The organism is Bradyrhizobium sp. SK17, from assembly GCF_002831585.1.
Classification (GTDB): Bacteria; Pseudomonadota; Alphaproteobacteria; order Rhizobiales; family Xanthobacteraceae; genus Bradyrhizobium.
This window is the reverse complement of record NZ_CP025114.1, coordinates 107,520-125,974: the sequence shown is the minus strand read 5'-3', so window position 1 is coordinate 125,974 and position 18,455 is coordinate 107,520. Positions and strand designations below refer to the sequence as shown.

Annotated in this window: 15 protein-coding genes; 9 read left to right on the top strand and 6 right to left on the bottom strand. The window is 58.7% G+C overall.

The window, feature by feature from the left end:
• Positions 1 to 60: 60 nt before the first annotated feature.
• The 6 genes from CWS35_RS37840 to CWS35_RS37815 form a co-directional block, all read right to left on the bottom strand.
• The gene (locus CWS35_RS37840; RefSeq protein ID WP_100554897.1) at positions 61 to 1,386 is read right to left on the bottom strand and encodes a cation diffusion facilitator family transporter; all 1,326 of its coding nucleotides are present in this window, start codon (positions 1,384 to 1,386) and stop codon (positions 61 to 63) included.
• A gap of 16 nt (positions 1,387 to 1,402) precedes the next feature.
• Complete coding sequence (locus CWS35_RS37835) at positions 1,403 to 4,642, bottom strand: efflux RND transporter permease subunit (protein WP_100554896.1); 3,240 nt, start codon at positions 4,640 to 4,642, stop codon at positions 1,403 to 1,405.
• Between the two features lie 3 nt (positions 4,643 to 4,645).
• Entirely contained in the window at positions 4,646 to 5,689 is a 1,044-nt protein-coding gene (locus CWS35_RS37830) for an efflux RND transporter periplasmic adaptor subunit (protein WP_245439192.1), read from the bottom strand.
• Positions 5,690 to 5,898: 209 nt separating this feature from the next.
• On the bottom strand, positions 5,899 to 6,177 hold the full coding sequence (locus CWS35_RS37825; RefSeq protein ID WP_100554894.1) for a metal-sensing transcriptional repressor: 279 nt from the start codon (positions 6,175 to 6,177) through the stop codon (positions 5,899 to 5,901).
• Between the two features lie 527 nt (positions 6,178 to 6,704).
• Positions 6,705 to 7,031, bottom strand: coding sequence for a YnfA family protein (locus CWS35_RS37820; protein WP_100554893.1), 327 nt, complete (start codon positions 7,029 to 7,031; stop codon positions 6,705 to 6,707).
• Positions 7,032 to 7,479: 448 nt separating this feature from the next.
• Positions 7,480 to 8,673 (bottom strand): multicopper oxidase family protein, encoded by a 1,194-nt coding sequence (locus CWS35_RS37815; RefSeq protein ID WP_100554970.1) that lies wholly within the window; start codon positions 8,671 to 8,673, stop codon positions 7,480 to 7,482.
• A 439-nt stretch (positions 8,674 to 9,112) separates the two neighbouring features.
• Between CWS35_RS37815 and CWS35_RS37805 the strand changes: the two genes are divergently transcribed.
• The 9 genes from CWS35_RS37805 (at position 9,113) to CWS35_RS39360 (ending at position 18,187) form a co-directional block, all read left to right on the top strand.
• Positions 9,113 to 9,415 (top strand): PadR family transcriptional regulator, encoded by a 303-nt coding sequence (locus tag CWS35_RS37805; RefSeq protein ID WP_100554891.1) that lies wholly within the window; start codon positions 9,113 to 9,115, stop codon positions 9,413 to 9,415.
• A 22-nt stretch (positions 9,416 to 9,437) separates the two neighbouring features.
• Complete coding sequence (gene chrA / locus CWS35_RS37800; RefSeq protein WP_100554890.1) at positions 9,438 to 10,640, top strand: chromate efflux transporter; 1,203 nt, start codon at positions 9,438 to 9,440, stop codon at positions 10,638 to 10,640.
• A gap of 117 nt (positions 10,641 to 10,757) precedes the next feature.
• A complete protein-coding gene (soxB, locus tag CWS35_RS37795) occupies positions 10,758 to 12,506 on the top strand; it encodes a thiosulfohydrolase SoxB (RefSeq protein ID WP_100554889.1) in 1,749 nt (582 codons plus the stop codon).
• 160 nt (positions 12,507 to 12,666) lie between these two features.
• Positions 12,667 to 13,341, top strand: coding sequence for an acyltransferase (locus tag CWS35_RS37790; protein ID WP_245439188.1), 675 nt, complete (start codon positions 12,667 to 12,669; stop codon positions 13,339 to 13,341).
• 45 nt (positions 13,342 to 13,386) lie between these two features.
• Positions 13,387 to 14,528 (top strand): IS3 family transposase gene (locus tag CWS35_RS37780; protein ID WP_100554962.1). Its coding sequence is split into 2 segments (ribosomal slippage): positions 13,387 to 13,651 and positions 13,651 to 14,528, totalling 1,143 coding nucleotides; the frame shifts between segments, so codons are not numbered across the junction.
• A gap of 37 nt (positions 14,529 to 14,565) precedes the next feature.
• Entirely contained in the window at positions 14,566 to 15,102 is a 537-nt protein-coding gene (locus CWS35_RS37775; protein WP_245439187.1) for a DUF1109 domain-containing protein, read from the top strand.
• A 117-nt stretch (positions 15,103 to 15,219) separates the two neighbouring features.
• The gene (locus CWS35_RS37770; protein ID WP_100554883.1) at positions 15,220 to 15,480 is read left to right on the top strand and encodes a hypothetical protein; all 261 of its coding nucleotides are present in this window, start codon (positions 15,220 to 15,222) and stop codon (positions 15,478 to 15,480) included.
• A gap of 349 nt (positions 15,481 to 15,829) precedes the next feature.
• Entirely contained in the window at positions 15,830 to 17,344 is a 1,515-nt protein-coding gene (locus CWS35_RS37765; protein WP_080900916.1) for an ATP-dependent endonuclease, read from the top strand.
• 3 nt (positions 17,345 to 17,347) lie between these two features.
• On the top strand, positions 17,348 to 18,187 hold the full coding sequence (locus CWS35_RS39360; RefSeq protein ID WP_152647629.1) for an HNH endonuclease: 840 nt from the start codon (positions 17,348 to 17,350) through the stop codon (positions 18,185 to 18,187).
• Positions 18,188 to 18,455: the final 268 nt, after the last annotated feature.

Here is an 18,455-nt window from a genome sequence, read left to right as displayed (position 1 = left end):
TGAGCCGACGTCTTAGCTAGGCGGATACCCAAGTTGCATAGCGGGCGGCTGCTCGGAGTTTCAATGACCGTGGCCCGCCGGCTCCTCCATACGAAATTCCTGAACGTCCTCTTCGCCATTTATCGACAGAATAAGCCGCGCGTCGAATTCATGCGGCTCGGCGGGCGCGGACGTGCTTTCGAGCATTGAAGGACTCGACGAAGATGGAGAAAGCACAAGCGTCTCGGCAAGGCCGGCGCGCGCGATCACTACGACGGCGTTCAATCCATCAATGGGGCGATTCAAGGTGAGCCGCATCCGCTCGCCCGCCGGTGTGCTCGCGATCGAAAGCGCTCCTTCCGCCAGATGGCTCCGCACCTGGAACGGCTCCGGCGCATGATGGTTCGCGGGCGCCACCGTATCGCCGGCAAATCGCGACGAAACGCGAACGTTGGCCACGCTGAGGCCGGGAATATGCTCGAACAGCTCATGTTTGAGGTTGTCCGCCAAACGGTCGGCGTCGGCCATCGTCATGTCGGCGTCGATCTGGATGCCGATATCAGCGAGCAGGCGATGTCCAAGCCAACGTGCCTTGACTTCAAGAATCCGGCGGACACCTTTGACATGCTCGACAGCGTGTATGACTTCGTCGGTGATGGCGGGATCGACGCCGTCCAGCATCCGGACAAACGCCGCCTTGGACGACTGCCAGACGATGCCGAAGATGGCGATCGTAATGAGGAGACCCACGATGGGGTCTGCAAGCGGAAATCCTAGCCAAACGCCGATCGCACCCGCGACGACGGCCAGGCTTGTGAAACCATCGGTGCGCGCATGATAACCATCGGCGATGAGAGCCACGCTGTTGATTTCGCGCCCGACCCGAATGCGGAATACCGCCACGGCTTCGTTGCCGATGAATCCGATGATGCCGGCGGCAACCACCCACGGAATGAAATCAATACTCTGCGGATGGATCAGGCGCTCGATCGCCTCATAGCCGGCGAAGACGGCACTGAACAGGATGATCGCGACAATGATCACGCCCGCCAGATCCTCGACGCGCCCCAGACCATAGGTGAACGTCTTGCTCGGCTTGCGGCGTGCCAACATGAAAGCAATCCAGAGAGGGATTGCGGTCACCGCGTCTCCGACGTTATGGATCGTGTCGGCGAGCAACGCGACGCTGCCCGAAATCGTAACGACTCCAAGCTGGAGAATGGACGTGATCGCCAACACGATGAACGACCATTTGATAGCCCAGATGCCCCGCGTTGTCGTCGCGATGGTGGGGTCTATCGTACCGTGTGTGTGGCCATGGCCCCGGCCGTCGTCATGCCCGTGACCGAGGTCAACTGATTGCCGTTGCGGCGACAGACCGAACCAATCCTGTATTTTCGTCAGCATGTGGTACCTTCAAGGTCTATTCGGCGGCCCGGCGTGGAGCGAACGCACGGTCGGACTTTGTCTGGCTTTCGACGGACGCGAAGTAGGAATAGAGCGCCGGCAAGACGAGCAAGGTAAGCAGTGTCGCGCTCAACAGCCCGCCGATCACTACGGTCGCCAGCGGCTTCTGCACCTCGGCCCCTGTACCCGTCGCAAGCGCCATCGGCACAAAGCCGAGCGAGGCGACCAATGCCGTCATGATGACCGGACGAAACCGTGTCAGAGCGCCTTGGCTGATGGCCGCGCTTGTACCCACACCTTCCGAAATCAGTCTTCGAATCTGGCTGAGCATCACCAATCCGTTCAGGACCGCGACCCCGGAGAGTGCGATAAAGCCGACGGCGGCCGAGATCGAGAATGGCATGCCGCGCAACCATAGCGCAGCGATGCCTCCCGTGAGCGCGAGGGGCACCGCGCTGAAGACCAGAAGCGCGTCCCGCGCCGAACCGAGGGCACCGAACAGCAGCAGAAATATTAAGAGGAAACAGCCGGGGACCACGAACATCAGACGCTGCCGGGCGACGGAGAAATTCTCGAACTGCCCGCCCCAGGAGAGCCAGGTCCCTGGTGCCAGTTTGACCTTCTCGCCAACGGCCGCCTGTGCCTCGGCAACCAGCGATCCGATATCCCGTCCACGGACTTCGGCCGTCGCGACGACACGCCGCTTGCCGTTCTCGCGGCTGATCTGGTTGGCGCCTTCGGTTTGCTCGAAGGTCGCCAGAGCGCGAAGGGGCACGGACGCCACGGCGGCATTTGCAGTCAGTCGCGGCAATTGGACCGGCAGGTTTTCCAGCGCCGCGATATCGTTGCGCAGCGCATCGTTCAGCCTGACGATGATCTGGAAACGCCGATCGCCCTCGAACACCAGCCCGGCAACCCGGCCGCCGACCGCGGCTTCGATCACATCCTGGACCGCGAGCAGGCTGAGGCCGCGGCGGGCGATTTCGGCCTTGTCGATCTTGATCTCCAGGAACGGAAGACCGGTGGTCTCTTCCACCTTGACGTTCTGGGCGCCGTCGATGCGGCGCAGCACACTGGCGATGCTGCCCGCGGTCCGCTGCATCTCCTCGAAATCGTCGCCGAAGACCTTGACCGCCAGATCCTCGCGTACGCCCGCGATTAGCTCATTGAACCGCATTTCGATGGGCTGGGAGAAGCCCAGCTTGTTGCCCGGAAGTTTCGAGGCTTCCGCTTCGATCTGCTTGATGAGATCGTCTTTCGTCATCGACGGGTCGGGCCACTCGGCCTGCGGCTTGACGATGATGTAGGTGTCGGACGCGCTCGGTGGCATCGGGTCGGCGGCGAGGTCCGGCGTTCCGGTGCGGGAGAACACGAACGCCACTTGGGGAAATTTGCTGACGACGCTCTCGATCTGGAGTTGCATCGCCTGCGATTGGGTTATGGACGTGCTCGGGACACGCTTGACCTCCATCACGATGTTCTTTTCGTCCAGCGTCGGCGTGAACTCCTGTCCCAGCCGCGTGAACAGCAAACCCGCGGCGATGAACAGAACCGCGGCAACGCCGATGGCCGGCAGCGGTGACGCGATCACCCGCGTCAACAGCGGCGCATAGCCGGCCTTCAGCGTGCGGATGATGGCGTTTTCCTGCTCGCTGACAGGTTTGGTGACGGTCAGCGCGACCATGGCCGGGACGAACGTCAGCGAGACGACGAAGGCCGCGACGAGCGCGATGATGACCGTCAGCGCCATCGGCTCGAACGTCTTGCCCTCAACGCCCGTGAACGTCAGCAGCGGCACGTAGACGAGAATGATGATGAGCTGGCCGTAGACCGTCGGCCGGATCATTTCGATGGCCGATTCCTTGACGGTCTGGAGCCGTTCGTCCAGCGCCAGCGCCCGCCCAAGCTCGCGCTGGCGCTCGGAAAGATGGCGGAGGCAGTTCTCCGCGATGATCACGGCGCCGTCCACGATCAGTCCGAAATCCAAGGCGCCCAGGCTCATGAGATTGGCGCTGATCTTGCCCTGCAGCATGCCCGTTGCGGTCAACATCATGGTGACCGGGATGACGCACGCGGTCACCACGGCAGCCCGCAGGTTGCCCAACAAGAGAAAGAGCACGACGATGACGAGCAGTGCGCCTTCCGCCAGGTTGGTGGCGACAGTCTCGATGGTGGCATCGACCAATTGCGTGCGGTTGAGCACGGTGTGGGCATAGATGCCGGGCGGAAGCGTGCGGCTGATCTCTTTGATCTTCGCATCCGCCGCCGCCGCGACCGTGCGGCTGTTGCCTCCGATCAGCATCAGCGCCGTTCCAAGGACAACCTCGCGGCCGTTGACGCTGGCGCTGCCGGTGCGCAATTCCTTTCCGATTGCGACGTCGGCGACATCCTTGACGCGGACCGGCACGCCGGCCCGCGTGGCGACGACGATCTGCGAGATGTCTTCGATATTTTCGACGCGGCCGCTGGCGCGTACCACGTAACCTTCGCCATTTTGTTCGATGTAGTTGGCGCCGCGACTGACGTTGTTGGCCTCGATGGCCGCGATTACCTGGTCGAGCGACAGTCCAAAGCTGATCAGCCGCGTTGGGTCGGGCTGCACCTGAAACTGCTTGACGAAGCCACCGATGGCGTCGGCGCCAGCCACCCCGGGGACCGTCTTCATCTGCGGGCGGATGATCCAGTCCTGTACGGTGCGCAGATATACGGTGCGCTGAAAATCGTCGGTCAGGCGCTCACCTTCGGGCGTGAGGTAGGTCCCGTCGGATTGCCATCCGGGCTGCCCGTCGCGCACCGGCGCAATTGCGCCAGGCTTGGCGTACTCGACCGCCCACCAGTAGATCTCGCCCAGACCCGTCGAGATCGGCCCAAGCTTGATGTCCACACCGGGCGGAAGATTGGCCTTGGCCTCGTTGATACGTTCCGAGACCTGCTGGCGCGCGAAGTAGATGTTCGTGCGGTCGGTGAACACGGCCGTGATCTGGGCAAAACCGTTTCGCGAAAAGGACCGCGTCGATTCCAAACCGGGCGTGCCGGCCAGCACCGTCTCCAGCGCGACGGTGACCTGCTTCTCGATTTCGACAGGCGTCAGCGCCGGGGCCACGGCGTTGACCTGGACCTGGACGTTGGTGACGTCGGGAACCGCATCGATCGGAAGCTTGGTCAGGGACCAGAAGCCCGATACGACCGCCGCCAGCGTGATCAGTAGGACCAGCCATCGGCGCCGGACCGAAAAATCGATGATGCGTTCGATCATCGCTTAGTCCTCGTCCCTTGGCTTCGAAAGCTCGGCCTTGAGCGAGAACGTGTTCGTCGCGGCAATGGCCTCGCCGGGCGTCAGGCCGGACACGATCTCGAGGGCTTGATCCTCTCTCTCGCCAAGCACGACGTCCCGCTTCTCGAAGCCGTCTTTGGTCCGGACGAATACGATCGGTTGGCCTTCCAACTTTTGAATTGCGGTCGCGGGCACGACGACGGGCACGGTCCGCTCGTTGAGGGCGATCGCCGCGGTGACGAACGATCCCGGACGCCAGGTCCGCTCAGCGTTGGGGATTTCAGCCACGACGCGCGCCGTGCGCGTATCCTTGTCGACCAGCGGGCTCACGAAGACGATCTTGCCGATGGTTGTCTTGGTAAGACCTCGCGCGGAAATTTTGACCGATTGCCCTTCCTGGATCAAAGGAAGGTCGGAGGAGGCCACCGACAATTCCACCCAGACACGGCTGAGGTCGACGATGACGAACAGTTCCGTTTCAAGATTGTCGCGGCCGACCGCCGTGCCAAGCTCGACCTTGCGTTCGACGACGCGCCCGGTGATCGGGGCCACGACGTCCTGCCGCCGCAGGCGGGCCTCCGGCGCATCCGGAAGCGCCTTGATCTCGCTCTCGGCGAGGCCGAGAGCCATCAGCTTCTGCCGCGCGATATTGACCCTCATGCTGGTCTGCGCAGCGGCGTTGCGGGAGCGGAGATATTGTTGTTCGGTGCCGGTTTTAGCTTCCCAAAGGAGCCGGTCCCGGTTGAACAGATCCTGTTGCAGATCGTTCGTCAGGCGGGCTGCCAGGTACTCGCTCTTGGCGTCGGCAACCTCGCGGCTCTCGAGGACCGCGATCACCTCATCCTTGACGACGTCGTCGCCGATATTCTTGCGCAACTCCGCGACCGTGCCGGACAGCTTGACCGAGACGTGCGCGATCCGGTCGCCATGCGGAACGATCGAACTCGGAACAACGAGACGCTTTGCGATTGCTGCCGGTCCTACCTCGACCAGATCGATCTGCGCGAGCTTGATCTGTTCATCGTTCATTGGCAGAAGGCCGGAGATCGGCTCCGGTGCCGACGGCTTGGGCGGAATTGCCGTGTTGGCCTGCGGTCCTATCCCGATTGCCCGTTGAACCGTCGTCGATAGCCCCGGCGCGAGCGCGAAAATCCCGGCTCCTGCCGCGAACGCGACAACAAAGATGGTCGAGCGGCTTGCCATGGTGCTTTTCCGACTTGGATCCCGCGTGGGAGCCGTCACAGGTATTTGGAAATGGCCTTGAACTCATCGACGACGGCCACCGTGGATTTTCCGGTTCCGTTCGCCGCAGTGTTGAGGCAGTGATCGACGTGATCGTAGATTAACGTACGCTTTGCTTCGCTGACAGCTCTTTCGACGGCGTGAAGCTGTTGGGCCAGATCGAGGCAGGATCGATGCTCGTCAAACATCTCGATGACACGACGAAGGTGACCCTCGGCCCGCTTCAGCCGTTTGACGATTTTCGGATGGGATTCGTGGACATGACCGTGTGGCATACTCAATTGTATCCCCCTAGGGGGATGATGCAACAGCGTCGTTGTCGCACCGTTGGGGTGCTCTAATCGGTGACGGCAATTCGGCGCGATTCCAAGTCGGTGCCAGAATTCGCGAAATCGTTGACCCCGACAAATCATAAGATCTTAGCGACCTGAATCGGACTGCTTGGCATGTAGCATCCCGTGCATTCAGCGCGATTGGATCTCAGTCCCCTGACATCGACTCGAGGTCCCCGTTGAGCCGAGGGAGGATAGTCTGTCAGCGCCGAACGCGGTGCATAACTGCCACGAAGCTCCGCGCGACCGCGAGTGGATCAACGCCTATTCACTTGCGGAATTATGTCCCTGAACCGCTCGGCAAGCGCTCTGCGAGCTTTAGAAATGGCAATCGCCGATGCCAGCTATGCCTCCAATCCAAATCCGGATAGATGCGACCCACGGCCATGCGGTGCTTAGGACGCCGTTCATCGACGCCAGTTCAGCACCTTTCGTCGCGCCAACACGGTCTGATTGCGCTGGAATAGAATCTACGACCTCGGAGCAAACAAGATTACCGCAGCGCCAGCTAGACAAATGAAACCGCCGGACAAGTCCCAGCGGTCGGGTCGCTGCCCCTCGACAAGCCAAAGCCACGTAATCGACGCCAAAATGTAAACTCCGCCATATGCGGCGTAAGTCCGACCGGCGGCTTCGCTGTCAACAAGAGTGAGCAGATAAGCGAAGAGCGCTAGAGAGACCATACCTGGCAACAGCCAGAGCGCCGATTTGCCGAGCCGCAGCCACGCCCAAAAGGTGAAGCATCCTGCGATCTCCGCTACAGCGGCACCAACGTAAGCCAGAACACTCATTAACATCGGGGCAATATCTCGCGATCCTCACACTCCAATGGCCGCCGGCTAGGTCGTGTAGAGAATGGGGAAGGTTTTGAAGGAGCTAACCTTCCAGCACTTTATCGAGGTCGGAAAGGATGAGCAAACCACTCAAAATCAGCACATTGCCCAATAATGTTGCCGCTCGTGCCGACCGAGAGCATCAGTTGAACGACCATCGACAATCACCCGCCGTCTGGTGTTGTCGGCTCGATAAAGACTGGAAGCGCGACATCTTTAGCCGATCCGACCCATCAGGCATTCAAACGATTCCAACCGGAAAGTGCGGTCTTGGCGACTGCGGCGGACGTGATTGTAAATTGGCGCCGAGTTGATTTTTTTACAGAACGCGCCTTCTTTAATTTGAACGAGTGCGACGAATGTCTCGTGACGTTCCGGGCGGTACACCGGGTAGGAGTTAAACAGCATGGCGCTAGACGTAATCGAAAAGCGCCATGAAGCCGAAGTCCATATGCAGCTGTCGGTGGCAATGGAAAAGAGTCAAGCCGGGGTTGTCCGCCACAAAGTCCACTTCCACCTCCTGATAACCACCCAACATGACGACATCCTTCATGATCCCGGCTGTTGCTTTGCCAGCGATCCGAGTCAATTCGAAGCTATGCCGATGCAGATGAACAGGATGGATGTCATCGCTGGCGTTGCGCATGCGAAGTCGATAACGTTTCCCTTGACGCAGATGAAACATCGGCTCCATTTTGTCCATTGAGAACGCCATGTCATTGATGCGCCATTCGTTGAAGCCTTGATTGGCCGCGTTCTTTTTGGTGAACATCATCTCGATGGTTTCATCCGGGGCAGGTCCGTCGGCATCAGACTTCCCGAAATGCGTGTAGTCCCATTTGTATGGCGCGGGCTTAGTCCATTTTGGTTTCCCGGTTTTCCCGGCATACTCGATCACGATGCCCATGCCCCTTGTGCGGTCGTCGTCCGCAAGGTCGCCCATCACCCACACGCCGGGATGATTCATCTCAACGATCGCCGATATACGTTCGGCGGTTCCCAACCACAGGACCGGCGCACGTGCTGGTGTGGGAACGGGATTGCCGTCCAATGCGATCACGTCAAAGCTATGCCCCGGCAAGGCGAGGCTCCGGATTTCAGTCGCGCTTCCGTTGACGATATGAAACAAGACGCGCTCACCTGCCTTCACGCGGATTGGGTCGCCGTGACCCAATATTCGGCCATTGATCGAGAACAGGCTGTAACCGACCTCGAAACCGTGCGGCATGCCCTTGGCCAAGGAGGCGCGCATGGCATGCGCAGGGACAAAGGGCGTTCCTTCTTCGGATGCGCCATCCACATCCACCGGTATGGTCTGCCCATGCCAGTGCAGTTGTTCGGGCGTATCGGTGTCGTTATGGATATCGACAACGACCTGCTGGCCTTCCTTGAAGCGCAGAAGGGGCCCGGGAAACTGCCCGTTATAGGTGGTGGTGGAAATGATCCGATCGGGCGCCAGTTCAACGAGCCCATTGCCAATCCGGATCGTATGATCTGCTGCGCCTTGGGGCGATAAGGAAGCCTGAGCCTGGACCAATTCGGGGAGCGCAGCCGAGAGCGCTGTAATTCCCCCAGCTTGCAGCAGTCGACGCCGATCCATTGTCATGCGAGCCTCCGGCGTAGCAACCAAATCGACCACTGCTGAGTTGCACTATCGAAATGCAATAGTCTAGATAATGTTTAACGGGGCTTTTCACGGGATAGCCATCGCGCGCGACCTGAAAGGACTTATTTCCGCCAGGCCGCCTCGTTCTTCCTTTCATAGTCCTCGAATGCCTTGATCAGCCCACCTAGAACCTCGGCCGAGGTTTCAAACATGGCCTTCAATTGGGGGTCGTCCACTTTGCCAATGTCCTCTCGGAGATGTGTCACTGTCTCGGAAAGGCGCCTTTTCATATTCTGGGTGTGATGTTGTGGGTTTCTGTCGGATACGGAAGCCATTATGATCTCCTCTGGTTTACACCATAAGCGGAAACGCTTGGCTACAGTATCGGCTCCCGATATCGTATATCGATATCGGGAATCGAATCAAATGAATCTGGACAATGAAGTTCGACGATCTCCTCACCGGTTTCATTCGGCTCCACATCCTGCACCACGCGGCAGAGATGGAGATCTACGGCCAGTGGATGATCGACGAGCTGTCACGCCACGGCTATCGGCTCAGTCCGGGAACCCTGTACCCGATGCTCCATGCGATGGAACGCAAGGGCTATCTGACTTCGCGCGTGCAGCGCGAAGGGAGCGTCGGGCGAAAACTCTACAAGGCTACCAGATTGGGCAAACAGGGGCTCAAATTGGCGAAGGCTCGGGTTCGGGAGTTTATCGGCGAAGCGGTGGAGCGTTAACGCCAATCGCCAGTGCTCGCCTATGAGCAGTGATGCAACCGAAGGCCGGGTCAGGGAGGTCTTTACGGCATTCCTGAAGTTAGGCCTGACGTCTTTCGGCGGCCCCATTGCCCATCTCGGATACTTCCGCGATGAATTTGTGGTGCGGCGCAAATGGCTCGACGAGACAGCCTATGCGGACCTGGTCGCGTTGTGTCAGTTTCTTCCCGGACCTGCCTCCAGCCAAGTTGGTTTTTCTCTCGGTGTTCTGCGCGGCAATGGCCTTTTTGGTGGCCTTGCCGCGTGGTTCGCCTTCACCATGCCGTCGGCCCTGATCCTGTTCGCCTTTGCGATGGGCGCAGCCGTGTTCACAGGACCGGTTGCCGAAGGCTTCCTACACGGTCTCAAGCTCGTCGCTGTCGCCGTCGTCGCACAAGCCATCTGGGGCATGGCGCGAACCCTGACACCCGATCGAGCCCGCGCTGGCATTGCACTTTCCGCAGTTGCGATCGTTGTCGTTTTCGTCGGATCGTTCGGACAGATCGCGGCGATTGCGATCGGTGCCTGCGCGGGGCTTTGGCTCTGTCAGGGGGAGGTCGCGCCGCTTTCCGGGCATCTGAATTTCCCGGTTACGCGACGGAGAGGTATTATCGCGCTCGTTCTCTTCGCGGCGCTTCTTCTGATTCCTCCGATCGTCGTTACTGCGACCAGTTCCCAGGGGCTCGCCTTGTTCGACGCGTTCTACCGGTCTGGCGCGTTTGTCTTTGGCGGCGGTCATGTCGTGCTGCCTCTGCTTCAGGCGCAAGTTGCCACACCCGGATGGGTTACCAACGAGGCGTTTCTGGCAGGTTATGGGCTGGCACAGGCGGTGCCGGGACCGCTCTTCACTTTCTCCGCATATCTTGGGGCCGTGATGGGAGCCGCGCCGAGCGGCCTTGCTGGCGCAGCCATTGCTCTCGTCGCAGTGTTCCTTCCGGGTATGCTGCTCGTCTATGGTGCGTTGCCGTTTTGGGATGCGATGCGCACGCGCCCCTCCGCTCAGGCCGCGATGCGTGGTAGCAATGCAGCTGTGGTCGGCATTCTCGGTGCAGCCCTCTACAATCCGGTCTGGATCAGCGCAGTCCTGACGCCGCGCGATTTTGCGCTCGCGCTCGCGGGCTTCCTCCTCCTCACCGTATGGAAGGCGCCGCCATGGATCGTGGTGGCGCTCCTGGCCGGCGCCGGCGTGCTGTCGAGTCTTGCATGACAATCTTCAAGCGAAGAATGCTGAGTCATGGGGCCGACTCTCTGGAGAAGATTGGCGAGAACGTTAGCTACTTCAAAAATTTTGTAGACCCTCGACAGGTCTAGTTGGGAGGAACATATGAAACTCCGCCGCCGGGATTTGCTTAAATTCGCGAGCGCGGCCGTCGTATCGACGGGTATGCCACGCATCGGTCGCGCTGCGGGCGACGCCAACGTTTACGATCTCGAACGCTTCGGCAATGCGCGGATTCTACATATGACCGATACCCACGCGCAGCTTTTACCAAATCATTTCCGTGAACCGAACATCAATCTCGGTGTTGGCGTCATGCAGGGCCGTCCGCCGCATCTCGTTGGCCGCGCCTTTCTCGACTACTTTCAAATCGAGCCGGGAAGCGCGAACGCGCACGCATTTACATATCTCGATTTCGAGAAATCGGCAGAACGTTATGGCAAATTGGGTGGCTTCGCCAATCTCAAAACACTGATTGACCGCTTGCGCAGCGAAGCCGGACCCGGGCGATCGCTTCTTCTGGACGGTGGAGATCTTTGGCAGGGCAGTGGTCTCGCCAATACCATGCAAGGAGCCGACATGGTCGAGGTGGCGAACCTGCTCGGCATCGAGGCAATGACGGGGCATTGGGAGTTTACCTATGGCGAAGATGTTTTGCGTCGCAACCTTAAGAACTTCAAAGGCGAATTTCTCGCGCAAAATGTGTTTCTGACAGAAGAGGCCGCATTCAATGACGCCGAGGCGTTCGACACCGCATCCGGACGGGTTTTCAAACCAGCGACGATCAAGGAACTGGGTGGGTTCCGCGTTGCCGTGATCGGACAGGCTCTCCCGTACGTGCCGATCGCCCATCCCAAGCGGTTTACACCAGATTGGACGTTCGGCATCCGCGACGAAGAACTGCAAAAACTGGTCAATTCCTTGCGCGCAAATGACAAGGTAGATGCGGTCGTTCTGCTCTCACACAACGGAATGGACGTTGACCTCAAGCTCGCCAGCAAAGTGAGCGGTATCGACGTTATTCTCGGCGGCCATACCCATGACGCCGTTCCACGGCCTGTCAGCGTCGCGAATCCGGGCGGGAAGACGCTTGTGACGAATGCTGGTTCGGCCGGAAAATTCCTTGCTGTACTCGATCTCGATCTCGCAAAAGGCCACGTCCGCGATGTGCGCTACACGTTGCTCCCCGTGTTCGCGAACCTGATCAAGCCGGCCCCGGAAATGACCGCGCTGATTGAACGCTTGCGCGCGCCTTATGCCGTTGCGTATGCAGATAAAATTGCAACCGCGGATCATCTGCTTTATCGCCGTGGAAATTTCAACGGCACCATGGATCAGTTGATTTGCGACGCCTTGCGGCAGGAGCTTGATACGGAAATTGCCTTGTCGCCGGGCTTTCGGTGGGGAACGACGGTGCTGTCCGGTCAGTCCATAACCATGGAGGACATTCTCACCGAAACGGCAATCACTTATCCGGAGATCTATCCACTTACCATGACCGGTAGTCAGATCAAGGACGTCATGGAAGACGTCTGCGACAATCTCTTCAACGATAATCCCTATTATCAGCAAGGTGGCGATATGGTCCGCATCGGCGGCATGACATACACCTGCGCACCAAAGGGAATAGTAGGACGGCGGATATCTGACTTGAAGCTTGAAAATGGCGGCGCGATCGAGGCTTACAAGAGCTATCGGGTGGCTGGCTGGGCTTCCGTCAACGAGCAAAAGGGCGCGCCAGTCTGGGACGTATTCGCAAAATATCTACGAAGCGGCAAAGTCATCTCCAGAAAAGAAGCCGGAGTGACGCTAAAGGATGTCGCCGAAAACCCGGGCGTTGCCCGACAAGATTGAAATTCCGACAATGTGCGCTGTTCATAAAATCAGGTCGTGAGCCACGGAATATGAACTCTGCTTTCTTATGGCAGGTCGTCTGCTTCAGGCGAACGGATTGCCAGACTTCAAGATGCCGTGGGCGTCGACGATTTGGTGAGTTTTCACTGCAGCCGTGACCATGATGGTCAGCGCTAGCGATTGGTCACACCGTCTCTGTTCGTTCAAACAGGTCTCTGTTGATGCCAATCGCTTCATGGTCGAGAGGTATGCTCGGCAGTTTAGGGTTAATGAAGGGTTGGGCCATCATGTCCGCTTTATTGGCTGCAATTTTCTGATTTTTTTCATGCTTCGAGTTTATCCTTTGTCCATGACCCAGTTGGAAGTGCAGCCCCAGCTTTCCAGTATTCAATATCTGCGCGGCATTGCCGCGATGATGGTGGTGTTCTTCCACGCGAATGGCATGACAGCAGAGTATTTTGGCTCGACATGGTCGCCGCTTGGCGCCGCCGGCGTCGATATCTTTTTCGTCATTAGCGGATTCATCATGTGGGTTACGACTGGGGCAAGGCGAACGCCTGCCTCGTTTATCCAGCACCGCATCGTCAGAGTCGTGCCACTCTACTGGTGCGTGACCTTGGCGCTATTTTCGAGTTGGGTCATATTCCGAAATTCAACGCCGCTCCCGCCGCTCGAGAATCTTCTGAAGTCCCTGCTGTTCATTCCCCACATCTCGGCCCGAACCGGACAAATTGAGCCACTTCTGATCGCCGGATGGACGCTCAATTTTGAAATGTTCTTCTATGCGATATTTGCCCTCTCGCTGCTGTTGTCTGGGCTGATCTGCCCCCTTTGAAGTGGTCCTCCCTGAAGTATGGTTTTGCGGTGGAGGATAGGATCGATGGCAAGGAAGAGGCATACAGCTGAAGAGATCGTTGCGAAGCTTCGACAGGTTGATGTGCTGATGGCACAGGGTCGGCAGGTGGCAGACGCAGTCCGAGCGATAGGCGTGACGGAAGTCACCTATTATCGATGGCGCAATGAGTATGGCGGCCTGAAGGGCGATCAGGTGAAGCGGCTGAAGGAACTGGAGACCGAGAACAATCGTCTCCGGCGAGCGGTGTCGGATCTGACGCTGGACAAGCTGATCCTGGCTGAGGCCGCAAAGGGAAACTTCTAAGCCCCTCCCGACGCCGAGCGTGCGTCGATCATGTAACAGCTGAGCTTGACATCTCCGAGAGACGGGCGTGCCAGGTTCTGGGTCAACATCGATCGACGCAGCGCAAGATCCCAACGACACCCGATGATGAGGCGACTTTGACTGCCGACATCATCGAGCTTGCTCGTCAATATGGTCGCTACGGATATCGCCGGATTACGGCGTTGCTTCGCAGGGCCGGCTGGACGGTGAACAAGAAGCGTGTCGAGCGGATCTGGCGACGTGAGGGGCTGAAGGTCCCTGCCAAACAGCCTAAACGTGGGCGTCTGTGGCTAAATGACGGATCGTGCATCCGTCTGCGGCCGGAGCGGCCCAACCATGTCTGGTCTTATGACTTCGTCGCCGACCGCACCCACGATGGCAAGGCGTTCCGGATGCTGTGCGTCATCGACGAGTTCAGCCGTGAGAGCCTGGCCATCCGTGTCGCACGCAGGCTGAGAGCGACTGACGTGATTGAGGCCCTTTGCGAGCTGTTCGTCTCGCGGGGCATTCCAACACACATCAGATCGGACAACGGACCTGAGTTTGTCGCCGAAGCACTTCGGGACTGGATCGCGGCTGTCGGAGCAAAGACTGCATATATCGAACCGGGCAGCCCCTGGGAGAACGGCTATTGCGAGAGCTTCAACGGTAAGCTGCGAGACGAACTGCTGAACGGCGAGATCTTCTACACATTGAAGGAAGCGCAGATCGTCATTGAAAACTGGCGACACCACTACAACACGGTGCGTCCGCACTCATCGCTGGGATATCGACCACCGGCACCCGAGGCTCTCGTTTGGCCAGCACCAAAGGAGGTAGTCAAAATGCAATCTCTAAACTAACATTCCAATCGGACCACTCAGTGGGGGCCGGTCAGCCGTGGCCGTCGGTCTCACGATCGCCGGGCTCGGAATCCGTCCGGACCTGGACACGGCGCGCGCGTTGACTTTCGTTTTCGTCAAACTCGGTTTCACCGTCGCGGTTGTCGCGGTGGCGACGCTCTATTTGACGCGGCTGGCGCGACCCGGCGGCGAACGGCGAATCTCGCCTATGGTGGCGGCATCGCCCTTTGTGATCATCATGCTTCTCGCAACGGTGAATCTAGCGATGGCGCCCCGCTCGCACTGGGACCAGATGATCGTGGGAGACGAATGGCTGGAATGCCTGCTGTCGGTGCCGATCATCGCGATCCTCCCGTTCGCCGCGGTGATTTGGGCGATGCGCCAGGCGGCTCCTACCGATCTCGTTCGCGCGGGTGCCTTTGCCGGACTGATCTCGGGCAGCATAAGCGCGATGGCCTACGCATTCCATTGCACCGAAGATTCGTTGCCGTTCGTTGCGGTTTGGTACGGCGGCACGATTGTGCTCTGCACCTTGGCGGGGGCGATGCTTGGGCCGCGTTTGTTGCGCTGGTAGCGGGGTCGATCGAGAACGTTCACGTCGGCGTGAGCGTGTAACCGGCCCCTCGAATGCTCCGAACTCCTATTGGGAGGCGTACATCGCGCGCGTCTTCCAAAGAAATGGAGCCGGATCATGTTTAGGAAACCGATCATCACGATGTCGCTGGTGTTGCCACTCGCAATGGCCTCCGCGGTGGCCTACGCGGGCTCGACTATCACCGACAAGAGCTACTGGCCGAACGAGGCGAGGCGGACCGCTGTCCATGCTGACGCCCGATACGACCAGAACGGCGCGTTCACAACCGGCAGAACGGCACCGCGTTTCCGGATTGCGCCGAAAGCACATGAGGATGGACACGTTTGGCGCTACCACGGTGGTCCGAAATCACAGTGATGTGCAGGGATACAAGGATGAGGATCGCCACATTCCCGCGCCTTCGCATAACATAGATTATGGAACATAAGTAATTGAAATAGTTGAAGAAATAAGAGATTTCACAGCAATGGATAGGCACTCCTTATGGCAGAAACAAGTCGTCCATCCGACCTTGCTAGCTGCGACGTATGTCACACGAGGCGACCCTTCTGAAATCAACCCATCTCATCCTCCCCATTAGTAAGGGCGCAAAGGGTTCTCAAGCACCCGGCAGCCGCCCGATGCTAGCGGGATCGCCGCAAAGCACGTATCAATTTTACTCAATTTTATTCGGCGACCTGCATACGCCGCCGCTTGGAGATTCCCCTTGCAGTTCACGGTCATACCGTATTCGCGCAGTTCGCGCGTGGAGCGCGACATTGCCGGTGGCCGGCAATGTTTTCTCGTAACCGATAATTGGGACGACTATTCCTATAAAACGGCGTTCTCGCTTATCTATTTGGACGGCGATGGTACCCGTCATGACATCGGCGCTGTTAAGATTATGCAACGCAACATGCGCCACGGATACACCCAGGTCGAAGACGGCTTTGCCGCCCTCGGGCCGGAATATGCATCACTTGGACAAAGCCAAGAATATTACGAAAATCTAATTGCGGTCGATGAAGAGGATCGCATCGCGATTTTCGAAGCACTGCAGGACGTGGTCTGGAATGATGATATTTTCGCCGCCGTCCAGAACGAAACCGCGTTCGAGACGTCGTTGCTCCGGTCTGTTTCGGCACGAGAGTTGACCAAACTCAGAACCATTGCACACGAGCAGGCGATGCTGACGCCGTTCCATTTCCGGTACAAGTTTCCCGAATCGGACGATGCCGTCATCGAAGTTCAGGTGACCCCCGACGCGGTTCCGCCGACAAATATTCATGCCATTATCGGCCGCAACGGCGTCGGAAAAACAACACTTCTTCGTTCGATCAGTACCCTACTGCGGGTCGGGCGGAAACGATCGCTCGGACGCCTGACCTTCATCACCGACGACGATGAGCTCAATGGTGAGGAAGGCTTCGCAAACCTTGTCACCGTGGCCTTCAGCGCGTTCGATGAATTTGACCCCGCCATACCCAATGATGGGACCGCCACAGGCCTGCAATACGCCTATATTGGCCTGAAGAAGAACGTGCGCCTGAAGAGCGGTAGGCATGAGGCACGAAATAAGACGACAGCTGATCTGCGCACTGACTTTGTCGCGAGTACCCTCAAATGCCTGCGCAGCTCGCGAAAGCCGCGATGGCGGTCTGCCATGCGCATCCTGGAAAGCGATCCGCTTTTTGCCGCACTGCGATTAGAACGACTTGCCGACTTGCCGCAAGACGACTTCGAGAACACTGCAGTTCAATTGTTTGACGCGGCAAGCTCCGGCCACAAGATTGTGTTGCTCACCATGACGCGGTTAGTCGAGCTGGTCAGCGAGCGAACGCTGGTTCTGATCGACGAGCCGGAAGCCCATCTTCATCCCCCGCTCGCGGCATCGTTCGTCCGTGCGCTCTCGGGTCTATTGGCGCAACGCAACGGCGTGGCCATTCTGGCCACTCACTCACCCGTCATTGCTCAGGAAGTACCCAGCAATTGTGTGTCGCTGTTTTTCCGTGACGGAGCAAGCATTGGGATCGAGCGTCCAGAGGTCGAAACCTTTGCTGAGAATGTCGGGCTGCTGACACGCGAGATTTTTCGGGTTGAATTCACCGCAAGCGGATATCACGCGCTGATCTCGGACGTCGTTTCAAGATCAAACACTGTCGACCAGGCACTGGCGACCTTCGAGGACCATATAGGTGCCGAGGGCCGCGCACTAGTTCGCGCGCTCTGGGAGGAGCGCTGAGCCGTGATTGCGATTTCGTGTCCAACGGATGATGCAGAGGTGGTGTTTCGCGGATTGGCAGCGCGCACCCGAGACCCAAAACTTCGCAGTGCGCTTCTTGCCCTGTCCGAACGGATCGGGGAGCGCGCGACCGAATATCTGGAATTGGCGACTCGCACAGAACTCTTCCAGCTGATGGCTGAAGATCCCGACGGTGTCAGCAAGGAAGATCTTTCTAACGTCTATGATCGCGTTCTCGTCCGTGGCAAAGGGCGCCCGGTCTATGACCGCCTGCGGGCGGGCGCGAAGTATCGACGCTGCCCGCTCTGTGGCGCGCGGGACGTCAAAACGCTCGATCACTATCTGCCGCAATCAGGGTATCCCGAGTTTGCCGTCTTTCCAGCCAACCTGGTGCCGAGCTGTTCGGATTGTAACAAAGTCAAACAGGAACATGCGCCTCGCGCACACGCCGAACAGACATTTCATCCGTATTTTGACGACTGGAGTTCGCACCGGATTCTCCGAGCAACGATCGGTATTACCAACACCGTGCAGGTCAGTTTTTCCATCGACCCCGTCGCCGGAGTGCCGGCGGCGCGTATAGCCAGAGCGCGGCGACATTTTGAGCTGTTCGAACTCGGGTCATTGTACGCGGGGAGTGCCGCAGTCGAATTGGTCGAATGCAAGGACACGTTTCGGCGCAATTTTACCGGCGGTGCAGACATCCTTCGATCGGAACTAAAGCACACCGCGCGCAGCCGCCAGCGCGGCAATTTGAATGCGTGGCGCGCGGCGCTCTATTGGGGCCTTGCGGCAAGCGATGAGTTTTGCAACGGCGGGTTCAAGCTGATCGAGGAAAGCTGATTTACCTGAAAATAGGGTCGGTTCTCCTGGGACGCGCGATCAATCGTGGCGAGATCGTCGCTGCCCGCCTCACCCCGCGGATCGTGCTGCTTCCGACGGACCTTGCGCGCCATGAGATTCTGATGACGTTCGAGCCTCTGTCAGACAAAGCCATCAACGAGATCGTCGACGAAGTCTTCTTACCGCTGGTGGATTCGGGGACTTCTTCGTAGGTGATCAACGCGGGGATACGGCTGGCGCCGAGCAAGGTGTGGCGTGACCCAGGATT

Bases quoted from the DNA above. Each gene is read 5' to 3' on its own strand.
- CWS35_RS37840 (WP_100554897.1), bottom strand. From the start codon at position 1,386: ATGCTGACGAAAATACAGGATTGGTTCGGTCTGTCGCCGCAACGGCAA.
- CWS35_RS37835 (WP_100554896.1), bottom strand. From the start codon at position 4,642: ATGATCGAACGCATCATCGATTTTTCGGTCCGGCGCCGATGGCTGGTC.
- CWS35_RS37830 (WP_245439192.1), bottom strand. From the start codon at position 5,689: ATGAACGATGAACAGATCAAGCTCGCGCAGATCGATCTGGTCGAGGTA.
- CWS35_RS37825 (WP_100554894.1), bottom strand. From the start codon at position 6,177: ATGCCACACGGTCATGTCCACGAATCCCATCCGAAAATCGTCAAACGG.
- CWS35_RS37820 (WP_100554893.1), bottom strand. From the start codon at position 7,031: ATGTTAATGAGTGTTCTGGCTTACGTTGGTGCCGCTGTAGCGGAGATC.
- CWS35_RS37815 (WP_100554970.1), bottom strand. From the start codon at position 8,673: ATGACAATGGATCGGCGTCGACTGCTGCAAGCTGGGGGAATTACAGCG.
- CWS35_RS37805 (WP_100554891.1), top strand. From the start codon at position 9,113: ATGAAGTTCGACGATCTCCTCACCGGTTTCATTCGGCTCCACATCCTG.
- chrA (WP_100554890.1), top strand. From the start codon at position 9,438: ATGAGCAGTGATGCAACCGAAGGCCGGGTCAGGGAGGTCTTTACGGCA.
- soxB (WP_100554889.1), top strand. From the start codon at position 10,758: ATGAAACTCCGCCGCCGGGATTTGCTTAAATTCGCGAGCGCGGCCGTC.
- CWS35_RS37790 (WP_245439188.1), top strand. From the start codon at position 12,667: ATGATGGTCAGCGCTAGCGATTGGTCACACCGTCTCTGTTCGTTCAAA.
- CWS35_RS37770 (WP_100554883.1), top strand. From the start codon at position 15,220: ATGTTTAGGAAACCGATCATCACGATGTCGCTGGTGTTGCCACTCGCA.